Source organism: Bradyrhizobium sp. MOS001 (assembly GCF_004634465.1).
Lineage (GTDB): Bacteria > Pseudomonadota > Alphaproteobacteria > Rhizobiales > Xanthobacteraceae > Bradyrhizobium > Bradyrhizobium barranii.
Genome location: NZ_SPVJ01000005.1, coordinates 137,099 through 150,630 on the forward strand (window position 1 = coordinate 137,099; position 13,532 = coordinate 150,630).

At 61.4% G+C, this 13,532-nt stretch carries 12 protein-coding genes; 7 read left to right on the top strand and 5 right to left on the bottom strand.

The window, feature by feature from the left end; all coding sequences use genetic code 11:
* Positions 1 to 63: 63 nt before the first annotated feature.
* The 4 genes from CT676_RS10005 (at position 64) to CT676_RS10020 (ending at position 4,858) form a co-directional block, all read left to right on the top strand.
* A complete protein-coding gene (locus CT676_RS10005; protein WP_135214532.1) occupies positions 64 to 981 on the top strand; it encodes an NADP-dependent oxidoreductase in 918 nt (305 codons plus the stop codon).
* 430 nt (positions 982 to 1,411) lie between these two features.
* Entirely contained in the window at positions 1,412 to 1,687 is a 276-nt protein-coding gene (locus CT676_RS10010) for a DUF1127 domain-containing protein (protein ID WP_135214533.1), read from the top strand.
* Between the two features lie 283 nt (positions 1,688 to 1,970).
* Entirely contained in the window at positions 1,971 to 4,280 is a 2,310-nt protein-coding gene (locus CT676_RS10015) for a xanthine dehydrogenase family protein molybdopterin-binding subunit (protein WP_135214534.1), read from the top strand.
* Positions 4,281 to 4,411: 131 nt separating this feature from the next.
* Positions 4,412 to 4,858: a cytochrome c gene (locus CT676_RS10020; RefSeq protein ID WP_028153044.1), complete on the top strand. Its 447-nt coding sequence runs from the start codon at positions 4,412 to 4,414 to the stop codon at positions 4,856 to 4,858.
* 135 nt (positions 4,859 to 4,993) lie between these two features.
* Here the strand turns inward: CT676_RS10020 and CT676_RS10025 are convergent, their stop codons facing one another.
* Complete coding sequence (locus CT676_RS10025) at positions 4,994 to 5,272, bottom strand: hypothetical protein (protein ID WP_135214535.1); 279 nt, start codon at positions 5,270 to 5,272, stop codon at positions 4,994 to 4,996.
* A 369-nt stretch (positions 5,273 to 5,641) separates the two neighbouring features.
* Between CT676_RS10025 and CT676_RS10030 the strand changes: the two genes are divergently transcribed.
* Positions 5,642 to 6,925 carry a cystathionine gamma-synthase family protein gene (locus tag CT676_RS10030; RefSeq protein ID WP_135214536.1) on the top strand — a complete coding sequence of 428 codons (1,284 nt, stop codon included), beginning with the start codon at positions 5,642 to 5,644 and terminating at the stop codon, positions 6,923 to 6,925.
* A gap of 127 nt (positions 6,926 to 7,052) precedes the next feature.
* On the opposite strand, the gene CT676_RS10035 is transcribed toward CT676_RS10030, so the two are convergent.
* Positions 7,053 to 7,304, bottom strand: a complete 252-nt coding sequence (locus CT676_RS10035; RefSeq protein ID WP_085405857.1) for a DUF1127 domain-containing protein — start codon at positions 7,302 to 7,304, stop codon at positions 7,053 to 7,055.
* A gap of 171 nt (positions 7,305 to 7,475) precedes the next feature.
* Between CT676_RS10035 and CT676_RS10040 the strand changes: the two genes are divergently transcribed.
* Entirely contained in the window at positions 7,476 to 9,044 is a 1,569-nt protein-coding gene (locus tag CT676_RS10040; protein WP_135214537.1) for a winged helix-turn-helix domain-containing protein, read from the top strand.
* 89 nt (positions 9,045 to 9,133) lie between these two features.
* On the opposite strand, the gene CT676_RS10045 is transcribed toward CT676_RS10040, so the two are convergent.
* Positions 9,134 to 9,550, bottom strand: coding sequence for a CHRD domain-containing protein (locus CT676_RS10045; RefSeq protein ID WP_014493929.1), 417 nt, complete (start codon positions 9,548 to 9,550; stop codon positions 9,134 to 9,136).
* A 153-nt stretch (positions 9,551 to 9,703) separates the two neighbouring features.
* Here CT676_RS10045 and CT676_RS10050 point away from each other — a divergent pair, with 153 nt between their 5' ends.
* On the top strand, positions 9,704 to 10,633 hold the full coding sequence (locus tag CT676_RS10050; protein ID WP_135214538.1) for a cytochrome c: 930 nt from the start codon (positions 9,704 to 9,706) through the stop codon (positions 10,631 to 10,633).
* A gap of 1 nt (position 10,634) precedes the next feature.
* Here the strand turns inward: CT676_RS10050 and CT676_RS10055 are convergent, their stop codons facing one another.
* Together CT676_RS10055 and CT676_RS10060 are read right to left on the bottom strand one after the other, a co-directional pair.
* A complete protein-coding gene (locus tag CT676_RS10055; RefSeq protein ID WP_135214539.1) occupies positions 10,635 to 12,353 on the bottom strand; it encodes an alpha/beta fold hydrolase in 1,719 nt (572 codons plus the stop codon).
* The gene (locus CT676_RS10060) at positions 12,350 to 13,384 is read right to left on the bottom strand and encodes a neutral zinc metallopeptidase (protein WP_244623132.1); all 1,035 of its coding nucleotides are present in this window, start codon (positions 13,382 to 13,384) and stop codon (positions 12,350 to 12,352) included. Before CT676_RS10060 ends, CT676_RS10055 begins: the two co-directional genes overlap by 4 nt.
* Positions 13,385 to 13,532 lie beyond the last annotated feature (148 nt).

The following is a 13,532-nucleotide window of genomic DNA, read 5'->3' on the forward strand; positions in this document are numbered from 1 at the left end:
AAGCCGGCGCGTGCGCGCTCCCTCACATTTCCACCGAAGAGACAATGACCAGGAGAAAATCTCATGAAGGCGATCGTTGTAACGGAGCAAGCCGCGGGAACGGCCGGTATGAAGCTGGTGCACCGGCCCGAGCCGCAGGCAGCGATAAACGATGTCGTCGTCCAGGTTCATGCGTCGAGATTCATCCCGACTGAGCTTGCGTGGCCCTCGAGCTGGGCCGATCGCCTTGATCGCGACCGAACGCCATCGATCCCTGGGCACGAGCTGGCCGGAGTGGTCTCTGCCCTTGGATATGGAACGACGGGGCTGTCGGTGGGACAACGGGTGTTCGGCCTCGCGGACTGGTATCGCGACGGCACGCTGGCCGAGTACGTGGCAATCGAGGCGCGCAACCTTGCGCCGTTGCCGGGCGACGTCGACTTTACCGTCGGCGCGAGCCTGCCGATCTCGGGCCTCACCGCGTGGCAAGGGCTGTTCCAGCACGGTCGCCTTCAGGCGGGGCAGAGCGTGCTGGCACACGGGGCGGCAGGTGCAGTCGGGTCCATGGTGACGCAACTCGCGCGCGCGGCCGGAGCCTACGTCATCGGCTCCGGGCGTGCGGCCGATCGTCAGACGGTGCTCGACCTCGGTGCGAATGAGTTCGTCGACCTCGACAACGACGCGCTGGAGGACATCGGCCAAGTCGATCTGGTGTTCGATGTCATCGGTGGTGACATCCAGAAGCGGTCCGCAGGACTCATTCGAGCCGGGGGAACACTGGTGTCCATCGTCGGGCCGGCGGAGGCACGGCCTTCCAACGGGCTGGCGATCGACTTCGTCGTCGAGGCTGATCGTGCCCAACTGAGTGAGATCGTCCAGCGGGTGCGGGACGGACGACTGCGGACCAACATCGGCAACGTCTCGACCCTCGACGATGCCGTCGCCGCCTTAAATCCGACCGAGCGACGCAAGGGGAATACGGTTATCCGCGTTCGTCCCTGAGCGACGCACGTCTGTTGATGCGCGCAGCCGGCCGGCTCGTCCAGGTCGGCCGGCTGTTGAGAATGTCCCCGCGGTCACCAGCCGCCCTCTCGGAGCGGCGCGCAAACGTCCGCTTCGGAATGCCCCTCGCGTAGGGGGCATGAACCGTCGCGTCGAATGAGCGAATTCGTCGGAGCGAGGGACTCGCCCTCAAGGTGCAAGTGACCTCCGCGCATCCCTTGATTTTGCACGATTGCCGTGGTATTGGCGCCGCATGATCAAATCGTCGCGCCACTTCAACCGCAACCACATGACCCGCTTCGGCTGGGCCGTGGAAGGAGTCGCGCGCTAGGAATTCGACGACGACATCTTTTCCACCAGGCCCCGCCGGCATCGGACGGGGCCTTTTGTTTGGCCACGCTCCCTGCCGGCACAACAGCAGGAGCATCCGATGCCACCTCAACAGACGAACATCTCATCCGAGATTGAGCGCGATGCCGCGAGGCTTCGCCTCGACGTCTCCATCGTCTTGAGACTGATCAAGCGATACTCGCGTGCGTTTCAGGAGCGGCGCCAGAGCCCACGCGTCTCCTTGGAGGACTTGAGTGACAGGGAGCTGATGGATATCGGCCTGACGCGCGGCGAGCTCGACTACATCACGCCCGAGCACGCTATCGATACGCTGAGAGATCGCGCCACGGATCTTTGGAGGCGGGGCGTGATATAGGTGATCAACCGTCAGAAGCGGAGATACGCTTTGCGAACAAGCGGCAGTCAGCGCGACTACTTCTTAGGAGTGCACCGCGGGACGAGTTCGGCAACTATCGTGCCATCAACCAGACCGTTCCTCACAGGGAAATGACCGGGCTGCGGCGTTTTCGTCGCATCCCGCTCTCACAGGCGAGGCGCCGGGCGAGTCTTCGCGGCCTGTGCCCGCCTAAAGCCGTTTGCCTTGCCACTTTTTCCACGGCAATATGCCCGCAAAACAACCATGAGGACGGGATAAGAAAATGGCGGCTCCCATCAAGTTCGGCGTTGGCCAAAGCGTGCTGCGCAAGGAGGATGACGCGCTCATCCGCGGCAAGGGCCGCTATACCGACGATTATGCGCCGCAGGCCGCACTTCGCTGCCTGATGCTGCGCTCGCCGCACGCGCATGCCAAGTACACCATCGATGCGAGCCGGGCCCGTACGCTGCCGGGCGTTGCGCTGATCCTGACTGCCGATGATGTGAAGGATCTCGGCAATCTGCCCTGCCTGTTCAATCTCGAGACCGATCCGTTCACCGGCCCGCCTTACCCGATCCTCGCCAAGGACGAGGTGCGCCATGTCGGCGATTCCATCGCCTTCGTGGTCGCCGAGACCATCGACCAGGCTCGCGACGCGATCGAGGCGATCGAGGTCAAATGGAGCCCGCTGCCGGCCGTGACCGGCGTCGTCAACGCGGTCAAGAAGGGCGCGCCGCAGGTCTGGCCGGATAAGGCCGGCAACGTGCTGTTCGACGTCTCGATCGGCGACAAGGCCGCGACCGAGGCTGCCTTTGCCAAAGCGGATGCGGTGGCCGAGATCTCCATCGTCAATCCGCGCGTGGTCGCGAGCTTCATGGAGGCGCGCGCGGCGGTTTGCGAATACGACGCCAAGCGCGATCATCTGACGCTGACGGTCGGCAGCCAGGGCAGCCATCGCCTGCGCGACATCCTCTGCCAGAACGTGCTCAACATCCCCACCGAAAAGATGCGGGTGATCTGCCCCGACGTCGGCGGCGGGTTCGGCACCAAGCTGTTTCCGTACCGAGAATACGCCTTGATGGCGGTTGCCGCGCGGCAGCTCAAGAAGGCGGTGAAATGGGCGGCCGACCGCACCGAGCATTTCATGGGCGACGCGCAGGGCCGCGACAATGTCACCACCGCTAAGATGGCGCTGGCCGAGGACGGCAAATTCCTCGCGATGGATTGCGACCTGATGGGCGACATGGGCGCGTATCTGTCGACCTTCGGCCCCTACATTCCGCATGGCGGCGCCGGCATGCTGCCGGGCCTCTATGACATCCAGGCCTTCCACTGCCGGGTGCGCACCATCTTCACCAACAGCGTGCCGGTCGATGCCTATCGCGGCGCGGGCCGTCCCGAGGCGGCCTATGTGATCGAGCGTCTGGTGGACGCGTGCGCGCGAAAACTCGACATGACGCCCGACGCCATCCGCCGCAAGAATTTCATTCAGCCGAAGGCGCTGCCGTACAAGACGGCAACGGGCAAGGTCTACGATTCCGGCGACTTCGCCGCGCATCTCAAGCGCGCGATGGAGATCGGCGAGTGGAAGGAGTTTCCCAAGCGCGCCAAGGCGGCCAAGAAGAATGGCCTGATCCGCGGCATTGGCCTTGCGAGCTATGTCGAGATCTGCGGCGTGATGGGCGAGGAGACCGCCAATGTGCGGCTCGATCCCAGCGGCGACGTCACCGTCCTGATCGGCACACAGTCGAGCGGGCAGGGCCACCAGACGGCTTATGCGCAGATCGTCGCCGAGCAGTTCGGCCTGCCGCCGGAGCGCGTGCACGTGCGCCAGGGCGACACCGACGAGATCGCCACGGGGCTCGGCACCGGTGGCTCGGCCTCGATCCCGTCAGGCGGCGTCAGCGTCGAGCGCGCCACGCGTGAGCTCGGGCAAAAGCTGAAGGAGATCGCGGCGCAGGCGCTAGAAGCCAGTGCCGGCGACCTCGAGCTCTCCGAAGGCGTGGTGCGGATTGCCGGCACCGACCGTTCGATGTCGTTCGCCGATCTCGCCAAGCGCGGGAGCGCCGATCCATCGAAGCTTAACGGCAGCGCGACCTTTGCCAGCGCCGACGGCACCTATCCGAACGGCACGCATCTGGCGGAAGTCGAGATCGATCCGGCCACCGGCATCATCAAGATCGTCAACTACGTGATCGTCGACGATTTCGGCAAGACGCTCAATCCGCTGCTTTTGGCGGGCCAGGTGCATGGCGGCGCCATGCAGGGCATCGGCCAGGCGCTGATGGAGCAGGTGGTCTACGGCGCCACTGATGGGCAGCTCATCACCGCGACCTTCATGGACTATGCGCTGCCGCGCGCGGCTGATGGTCCGGACTTCGTGTTCGAGACCAGCAACGTTCCCTGCACGACCAATCCGCTGGGCGTGAAGGGCGCGGGCGAGGCCGGAGCGATCGGCTCCTGTCCGGCCGTCGTCAACGCCATCGTCGACGGGCTCTGGCGCGAATACAAGATCGACCACATCGACATGCCGGCCACCCCGGAGCGGGTGTGGATCGCCATCAACGAGCACCACCGCCGCCACAGCCTTTAATCTCGAACTCGACCAAATAATCCAAAGTGCGACGATCTATCGCCGCGCGTTGGATGGAATGAACTCTGCCAAACGGTGTTGGCCCAATGTGGGGTCAGCACGATCCTGTCTCAGGGAAAGGGATTTTGCGAATGAAGCGAGTGTTGGTTGTTGGCGGCGCGCTGCTGCTCGGCATGGGCGCGGTTTGGGCCCAGCAGGACTCCGTCAAGGAGGTCCAGACCCTCATGAAGGGCAACGGCAAGAACGCCGGCGCGGTCGCGGCGATCGTCAAGGGCGAGAAGCCTTACGACCAGGCCACGGTAGACAGCGCGCTGGCGCAGTTCGCGGATACTGCCAAGAAGCTGCCGAACCTGTTCCCGGCGAGCGCAAAGGGCCAGAAGCCCGAGGGCGACTACAGCGCCTCGCCGAAGATCTGGGAGGACAAGGCCGGCTTCGACGCCAAGATCGCAAGCTTCGCCAAGGTCGTCGGCGAGGCCAAGGGCAAGATCAAGGACCTGGATTCGCTCAAGGCGACTTTTCCCGCGGTCGGCAAGGAATGCGGCGGCTGCCACGAGACCTTTCGTGTGAAGAACAGCTGACGCGGAGCCGGCAAAAAGTGAGGGCGGATGCGCACGGCATCCGCCCTTTTTGCGTTGTGTGCGGGCGCCTCGGTTGACTCGTACGCGTTTTAGGTCGGACGCGCATCTGGGCGGATCGAAGGCGAGTGCAATTGCTCAGCCGGCTCCCGAAGCTTTTCGAGCGGCAGGCTTGCGAGTCTCTTTTTTGAGTAACCACCCCAAAGCCTTGGCTGGGTTCAACCAGCGCACCTCATCGATCTGTTCGGCGAGCGTCAGCGCGTGAACGGTCAGTACCTCAATGTCCTGAGGATCGACGTCAGCCTTTTCCAGCACGTGTATGCACCGGTTGATCGCCGCCAGATCGAGCTGAAGTTGCTCGACATTGGAGTGGTGATGTTTGGCCCCCACGACTTTCCATGGTCTTCTTGCGCGCACTTTCTTCTCCCCATACGCGGGTCACGCCTTCGTGAGTGCTGTTTGTGGCGGCAACACGAAAATGGATGGACGGAATCGGGGATGTTTGCGGGCGGCCCGTCAAAGGTAGGGCCGCGGCGGGGGAGGCTCGGACCATTGCGTTGAGGTGCCTCGGTTGCCGAGGCATCGATTCGTCGAACCACACCAAAGGCAAAATTTGTTGGCGAGGCCTGGCTGATCGCTGTCGGGGCGCCACGTATGAGCTTATCTTCAACCGCAGCCGCTGCGACGTTGACGAGGGCTGTTGGATGCAGGCGTATCCGAGTCCTGCGCTTCGATCGCAGAGTTCCAATACGCGGCGAGAACTGAATCAAAACAGCGAGGCAGGCCATGGTCAAACCGTTCCCGTCGAAGACGCACATCGGCAACCATATGCTGCATCCTGAAACGCTGATGCTGACCTATGGCTATGATCCGCAATTGTCGGAAGGCGCCATCAAGCCGCCGGTGTTCCTGACCTCCACCTTCGTGTTCAAGACGGCCGACGACGGGCAGGACTTCTTCGATTTCGTCGCCGGCCGGCGCGAGCCGCCGGAAGGGATGGGCGCGGGGCTGGTCTATTCGCGCTTCAACCATCCCAACAGCGAAATCGTCGAGGACAGGCTCGCGATCTACGAGCGCACCGAGAGCTGTGCGCTGTTCTCATCCGGCATGGCGGCCATCGCAACCACGATCCTGGCATTCGTCCGTCCCGGTGACGTCATTCTGCATTCCCAGCCGCTCTACGGCGGGACGGAAACCCTGCTGACGAACACGCTTGCGCGTCTGTCGATCGGCGCCGTCGGCTTCGCCGATGGAGTTGATGAAGCGGCGGTCAGCCAGGCCGCGGAGGAGGCCATGCGCAAGGGCCGGGTCTCGATGATTCTGATCGAGACTCCGGCCAACCCGACCAACGGGCTGGTCGACGTCGCGATGATGCGCCGCGTCGCCGAAGCCATCGGAAAGACCCAGGGACACATTCCGATCATCGCCTGCGACAATACGCTGCTCGGTCCGGTGTTTCAGCGGCCGATCGAGCATGGTGCGGACATTTCCCTGTACTCGCTTACGAAATATGTCGGCGGTCATTCGGACCTGATCGCGGGTGCCGCGCTCGGCGCGAAGGCGATCGTGAAAGGCATCAAAGCGCTCCGGGGCGCGATCGGCACCCAGCTCGATCCGCATTCCTGCTGGATGATCAACCGCTCGCTCGAGACGCTGAGCCTGCGCATGGAAAAGGCCGACAGCAACGCGCGCCTCGTGGCGGATTATTTGCGCGATCACCCCAAGGTGGCCAAGGTCCACTATCTCGGCCATCTCGAACAGGCTTCGCCGGCCGGAATGGTGTTCGCGCGGCAATGCCTGGGGGCGGGCTCCACCTTCTCGTTCGACATCGTCGGCGGCAAGGACGCGGCGGTGAGATTTCTCAACGCGCTGCAAATCCTCAAGCTGGCAGTGAGTCTTGGTGGAACGGAGTCGCTTGCGAGCCTGCCTGCAACCATGACCCATTCCGGCGTTCCCGCCGACATCCGCATCAAAATCGGCGTGCTCGATTCCACGATCCGGCTGTCGATCGGAATCGAAAACCCGTCGGACCTGATCGCCGATCTCGCGCAGGCGCTGAACGCGGCTTGAGGGCGTAACCCCGACATTGCCGAACCCAAGCAACGCAATGAGGTCGGCCATGCCGCCGCTCGCGCGAGCCAAGGTGCCAAGCCGTTGGTCAGGCTGGTATCTCCCGGCAGGTCGAATGGCTCCCGACTTACGCCCCGCGCGAATGGCTCACGATGTCTCGCGGGTCGATATCGCGGCTGGAGGCAACGTAGTCTATCTCGCCGCGCGTCGTGCCGATGTCCATCAACTCCCGGTCACTCAAGCCGGACAACGTGCCGCGCAATCTTTGGCGATCGCGACGTGCCTGAAAGACATCCCAGTACTTCCGGATCAGGCTGCGGACATGCCGGGACGATATGGACGCCCGTTCCGGCCACATTGTACCTTGGATCAGGGTCATTGCGGTGCCTTCGGAGGGTGTTTTTCACCCTGAGAAGGTGCCCGAAGACCGACGCGCGTGCTTGACCGGCAGCTTACATTTTTCCTACCGGCAGCTTATTCTTGCGACGTCCAGCGGGCCAAAAAAGCCCAACCCGGTCGACCCGGAGGGCTCACCCAAGGGATTCGCACCGTGCGCTATCTCTTTGAGGAGTATGCATTCGACGCCGGTCGGCGAGAGCTGCATCGCGGAGCGGATCGGATCTCAGTTACGCCACTGGTGTTCGATCTCCTCGATTACCTGATCCGCAACCGGGAGCGCGTCGTAGGCAAGGATGAACTCATCGATGCCATTTGGCAGGGGCGCTGCGTGTCCGATGCTGCGCTGACGACCCGCCTCAACAGTGCGCGATGCGCGATCGGGGATTCTGGCGAAGAGCAGCGGCTGATAAGAACACTGCCACGCAGAGGCTTCCGCTTCGTGGGTCAGGTCCGGCAAACGCTTGCCGCCGAGGGCGCAGCGGCCGCCGACGGCGGAGCCGAGACGCCGAAACCTGCGCTCTCGCTCCCCGACAAACCCTCGATCGCGGTCCTTCCATTCGCCAACCTGTGCCCGGATCCGGAGCAGGACTATTTTGCCGACGGTATGGTCGAGGACATCATTTCGGGACTGTCGCGTTCGAAGTCTCTTTTCGTCATCGCGCGACATTCGACTCTGGCCTACAAGGGCAGGGCGATCGACGTCAAGCAGATCGGTCAGGAGCTGGGCGTTCGCTACGTGCTCGAAGGCAGTGTGCGCAAGGCCGGCAATCGAGTCCGAATCGCCGGTCAGTTGATCGACGCGGCGACCGGCCTGAATCTCTGGACGGACCGGTTTGACAGTGAGATCGAAGATCTTTTCGACCTGCAGGATCGGCTGACGAGCAGTGTCATCGGCGCAATCTCCCCGCGACTGGAGCGCGCCGAAATCGAGCGCGCCCAACGCAAGCCGACCGACAACCTTCAGGCTTATGACTATTATCTTCGGGCATTTGCCTCGTTCTTCAAATTTACCGAGGAAGCAAGCATCGAGGCTATCGAGCTCGCAAGAACTGCCCGCGAGATCGATCCCGAATTCGCGCGTGCATACGCGCTCGGCGCCCGTTGCTATGTCCTGAGGAATGTTTTCGACTGGATCACTGATGAAGCCCATGAACACAGTGAAGCCGCGCGGCTGGCGAGGCGGGCGGTCGAGCTTGACCCGAACGATCCGTCGGTGCTTGCGATGGCCGGACACGCGCTCTCCCAGGTGGCAGGCGAGGTCGAGGAAGGCGATGCTCTTCTCGTGCGCGCGATCAAGCTGGACCCAAACCTCGTCATCGCACGACATTGGAACGGTTGGAGCCAACTCTGGCTTGGTCGCGGTGACGCCGCAATCGAGCAATTCAACACCGCATTGCGTTTGAACCCGCTTCATCCGCATGGGGGCGCCAATGCCCAGACGGGCTTGGCTTACGCTCATTTTCTTGCTGACCGTCATGATGACGCCTTGGCTTGCGCGGCAGCCGCCATCAGGCTGATACCGATCTTTCCGCCTGCGCAATTCATTCTGGCGGCATGCCATGCGGCGTCAGACCGGATTGGGGAAGCCCGGCGGATTTGCGACCGTGCGATGCAACTATGTCCCAATAAGCGTATCGATGCGTACACACGGCGATACCGCCGACGGGAAGATGTCGAAAAGCTGACGCAAGCGCTCCGGGTTGCCGGCATGCCGGAATGAGCGTGCGCGGCCACCTCGCGGCGTGCGGAATCGAAAAGGCCGGACGCTCCCTCCGGCGCCCGGCCTTCGCGTACGAAGCAGCCTTGAGGTTACTTCGTCACCTGGCCGCGGATCTCGCCGCCCGGATTGGCCGCGGTGTGGATGTTGACGTAGAGCTTGCCGGCGAGCAGATCGGCGGCCTGCGCATCGGTCAGCGTTGCCGAGCCCTCGACCGGGCTGGAGGTCGCGTTCGGGATCGCGACCGCGACGCCAGCGTTCTTGCCGGCCTCGGCCGGCCCGTGGAAGTGGGCGGCTGTTGCCGGGCCGGACAGACCGGAATAGGTGACCTTCCAGGACAGCTTCTTGCTGGCGGCATCATAGTCCAGATCGGCGGTTCCGGTGCCGCTGGTGGTGGTCGCGGGCACCTCGGACTTGCCGTCGAGCGTTGCTTTCAACTTTTCGGCGCCGGCGGGGGCTGCAAAAGCTGCGGCGCCCAGCGCGACCATGGCGATGACGGTCTTGTTCATAACATTCTCCCTGAGACCTCGTTGGCCTGCCAACCTTCCAACATTGGCCGTTTCAGTTTATTCCCGTTTCCGGCCGGGGCGGGCTAAATTCTTCGTGGCTGGAGCCGCGTGGACATCGGTCATAAGTTCGCGGCAAGCAATGAATGGATCTGCATGTTGCAACGAACAATTGTCGTGGCGCTGCTTGCCGCGGTCGCTGCTGCGGGCGTCTATTGGTGGCTCAGCGCGCCGGTGGTGGCGGCCGGTGCCGCTGCCACGCCTGCCCATGTCCCCAATCTCGCCAATGGCGAGGTGATGTTCAACGCCGGCGGATGCGCGTCCTGCCATGCCGTCCCCGACCAGCCCGATCGCACCAGGCTCGGCGGCGGCGTCGCGATCAAGTCGCCGTTCGGAACGTTCTATGCGCCGAACATCTCCTCCGATCCGACCTACGGCATCGGCAAATGGACCGACGCCGATTTCGTCAACGCGGTCATGCACGGGGTCTCGCCGGACGGACAGCATTATTTCCCGGCGTTTCCCTACACGTCCTATCAGCACGCCAGGCGCGAGGACGTGCTCGACCTCTTCGCCTATCTGAAAACGCTGTCGCCCGTCGCAGGCAAGGTGCGTGACCACGACGTGCGCTTTCCGTTCGACATCCGGCGCAACATCGGCATCTGGAAATTCCTGTTTATGGACGGAAAGCCCTTCGTCGCCGACGGCACGAAGTCGCCGCAATGGAATCGCGGCGCCTATCTCGTCAACAGTTTCGGCCATTGCGCCGAATGCCACAGCCCGCGCAATGCGCTCGGCGGCATCATTTCCGGAGAACGCTTTGCCGGCGGCCCCAATCCGGAAGGCGACGGGTGGGTGCCCAACATCACACAGAAGCGTCTCGGCGAGTGGAGCGCGAAGGATATTGCCTATTTCCTCAAGACCGGCGAATTGCCCGACGGCGACAGCGTCGGCGGCGCGATGACGCGCGTGATCAAGAACACCTCGCAATTGCCGGACGAGGATCTCGCGGCGATGGCGGAGTACATCAAATCGCTGCCGCCGGTCGACGGGCCTCCGCGGCCGAAACGCAAGGAAGGCAGCTAGTCTAGGGTATGTAGCGGAAGTATGCGGCTTTTTGGGGAGGCTCAGGGAAGCCCCGGATTTCAACTAGCCGTGGTGGAGGCTTGCCTTCCATAAGTAGTATCGCAAGATCGTTAAGCACATTTCGTGTTGTGGCGAACGTGTTATGATTTAGTCCGAACAGTTCATCTCCAATTAGACTGACATCAATCGTCCAAAGTCCGGGCAAAACAACTGGCCCGGCATCAGGTACATCTCCTGCGCGCGGGATACCTCCGGCAATACGCTTCGATAGCTGCAAGGCCTTGTCGTTCTTGGATGCGTAAAGTGTAAGCCCCTTAGTGACCTTTGCAACGCCGGGAATGTCTTGAACAAACATGTCTCGGTCCACATCGGGGGCGACCATAATCAACTGCGCGATAGCCGTGGGTGATCGTGTCGCTGCGCTATTTGATAGGGCCTCAACTGCGATCAAGTTCCCCATACTGTGAGCTATCACATCGATGTTGTCATATCCGGCTTTGTAAAGATCGTCGATCACGCGAAGAAAGGCCGTGCGCGAAGCCAACGCGCTTTCTTTGTCATAGAGATAGTCCGCGATATCCCCGCGAGACGGCCATGAGAATAAGACTGTGGTGCCTCTGAACTGAAGATCCCAAGTTATCTGCGCTGCCCGGAAGACGGCGTCGCGGAATTTGGTATTGAAGCCATGGACAAACACGAGAGCCTTCTTCTTTTTCGTTGACGCTAGCGTTCTTATCCATTTCGCTTCGTCTGTTTTCTCGATGCTGCGAATAGTAAAATGCTTCGTTGGGTCAAGTGTGTCTCTTCTCAATTCAAATCCGAAGAGCTTAAGGCTCGGGGGCAATTCTATGTTTCCGATGTGGTGTCCTTCAGGCACCCGGACGCGAACGATCCCGACACTCAGATCAGGGTTGCGCTCGCCTGTGTAGCCGCTGACAGCAGCCCAGCCGTTTAAGCTGTAGACAGGAGGTCCATCGCTTGTGAATGCGGGCTGGGGATGGCCTTCGACATCGGGGGGAGCGTCCGACTGTTTGCGGTTCGTTGCATAGAAAAACTCAACGATACGTGTGTCGATTCTGGAGTCTTGAATTGCGCCGCCTTGGGTATCCGGGTCTATTTTTGTGCCGCCGGGTTTAATCGTTGGCCTGATCGGGGCTGCTATCACATCAAAAGGCGCGCGCCATGGCTCATCATCTGCCAGCGTGACGGGCCTAAACCTCTCGATAGAAATCCATTGAACTGAGTTGGAATCAGTGAGGAACTTCCAGTAACTCTCATACTGTGTATTCTGAATCAAAAAAGTCACGCTATTTGGCTCGCGCTCGCGCTCCGATGCCGATAGGCAGCCTCGTAGCCGGTCCGAAAAGCGAGCGTATCTCCCAACGAAATTTTTGGCAGCTTCCGGCTGAACAATTGCCGGCATTCGCTCTGGGGCCTTCCGCGAAAACGCTTCGCAAATTTGAAGGACGTCTCGCTCGGCGACGATCGGTTGCGCGTAGCTGCTCCCGAAGCTCGTTGCGAAAGCAATTGACCAAACAGCCAAGTATTTTAACCAATGCTGGGGCACGGCACACCCCTCAAAATGAAAATGCAAGAGACCGAGCAGGCGTTCGTCGCGGAGTTTCTCTTCGTCCAGTGGGGGCTCCCGAGCGGCCCCGCTCGGTAGTATGCAGTCGTTGTCGGACTTCGGCTGTTGAGAGTTGGGAAGGTCGGGCCTCATTGCCGCGCTCCAGCAAAGGTGTTGCAGCTCTTCACCAATCCAGTTGTGTAACCGACATCGAACCAATGATGGCGCTGCGCGGCGCTGCCATGAGTGAACGAGTCAGGCACTACGTACCCCAAGGCACTCTTCTGCAGGGTGTCATTGCCCAGTGCTTCTGTCGTTCGAATTGCCGCTGCTATGTCGCTCGCGTTGATCTTCGCTTTCTCTTTAATTTTACGCGCCCAAATGCCGGCGAGACAATCGGCCTGCAACTCGAGAAGAACTTGTAACCGGTTTCTCTCCGCCTCCGTTTCCATGCTCTCTTGGAGCTGGCGCACTTTTGGCATAATTCCCAGCAAGTTCTGAACGTGATGTCCGATTTCGTGGGCTATCACATAGGCCTGAGGAAGTTGACAGTCGGCGCCGCTCGAATCGCAGGCATTGAGTTCAGTCTGCATCTCTTGGAAGAACGATAGGTCGAGGTAGACCTTCTGATCATCAGGACAATAGAATGGTCCCATGATTTTCTCGGCTAATCCGCAGGCTGCGTAGGTGGCGCTTGTGTACAGAACGAGACGGGGTGGCCGATAAGTTAGGCGATCGGATGCGAAGATTGCCTGCCAGACCTCCTCCGTGCTGCCCAGAACTCGCGAAACGAAGAGATACATCTTGTCGCGCGGTGCACCGGTCTGGTCGCCCGACTTCGCTGGAAGCTCAGCATAAAGCCACTCGGCTTGCGCGTCATCGCTACTCGTTGTTGCCGTGAATCCTTCACCGAATAGGCGAGCCCGCATGAAGCTGCCAACCTCGATCTCTTCAGTTTGAGCCACGCCATGACGTTGGAGCGGCTGGACGGTTATTGGCTCGTGATAGCCGACCGTCATTTCCGTCGGAGGAGTAAATACAACTGAACCCGGACCAATCTTGTCGACTTGGTTACGGAGGATGGCAGCGGGGTCTATCGGTGCTGGGCGAACTGCCCAGGCTAAGCCGCCTGTGCAAAGCGCCCAGACAGCAACAGCTATCGAAACAAGCGGTCCTTTGGGCATTGCCGGCCCCCGGCGCTCACGATCCGTGCGAAAAGAGCATTCCAGGGTTGTATGTTCAATGAAATGTTTCACACTTTGCGCGCGGCATAAGTGCACGCGGTCGGGCGCCGAATTGTTCCTCCGCGGACCTAAGCGCGTGGGCTACGAT

Excerpts from the sequence above, each read along its gene's own strand:
- CT676_RS10020 (WP_028153044.1), top strand. The coding sequence starts at position 4,412 with ATGAAGCGAGTGTTGGTTGTTGGCGGCGCGCTGCTGCTCGGCATGGGC.
- CT676_RS10005 (WP_135214532.1), top strand. The coding sequence starts at position 64 with ATGAAGGCGATCGTTGTAACGGAGCAAGCCGCGGGAACGGCCGGTATG.
- CT676_RS10030 (WP_135214536.1), top strand. The coding sequence starts at position 5,642 with ATGGTCAAACCGTTCCCGTCGAAGACGCACATCGGCAACCATATGCTG.
- CT676_RS10015 (WP_135214534.1), top strand. The coding sequence starts at position 1,971 with ATGGCGGCTCCCATCAAGTTCGGCGTTGGCCAAAGCGTGCTGCGCAAG.
- CT676_RS10050 (WP_135214538.1), top strand. The coding sequence starts at position 9,704 with ATGTTGCAACGAACAATTGTCGTGGCGCTGCTTGCCGCGGTCGCTGCT.
- CT676_RS10035 (WP_085405857.1), bottom strand. The coding sequence starts at position 7,304 with ATGACCCTGATCCAAGGTACAATGTGGCCGGAACGGGCGTCCATATCG.
- CT676_RS10060 (WP_244623132.1), bottom strand. The coding sequence starts at position 13,384 with ATGCCCAAAGGACCGCTTGTTTCGATAGCTGTTGCTGTCTGGGCGCTT.
- CT676_RS10010 (WP_135214533.1), top strand. The coding sequence starts at position 1,412 with ATGCCACCTCAACAGACGAACATCTCATCCGAGATTGAGCGCGATGCC.
- CT676_RS10055 (WP_135214539.1), bottom strand. The coding sequence starts at position 12,353 with ATGAGGCCCGACCTTCCCAACTCTCAACAGCCGAAGTCCGACAACGAC.
- CT676_RS10045 (WP_014493929.1), bottom strand. The coding sequence starts at position 9,550 with ATGAACAAGACCGTCATCGCCATGGTCGCGCTGGGCGCCGCAGCTTTT.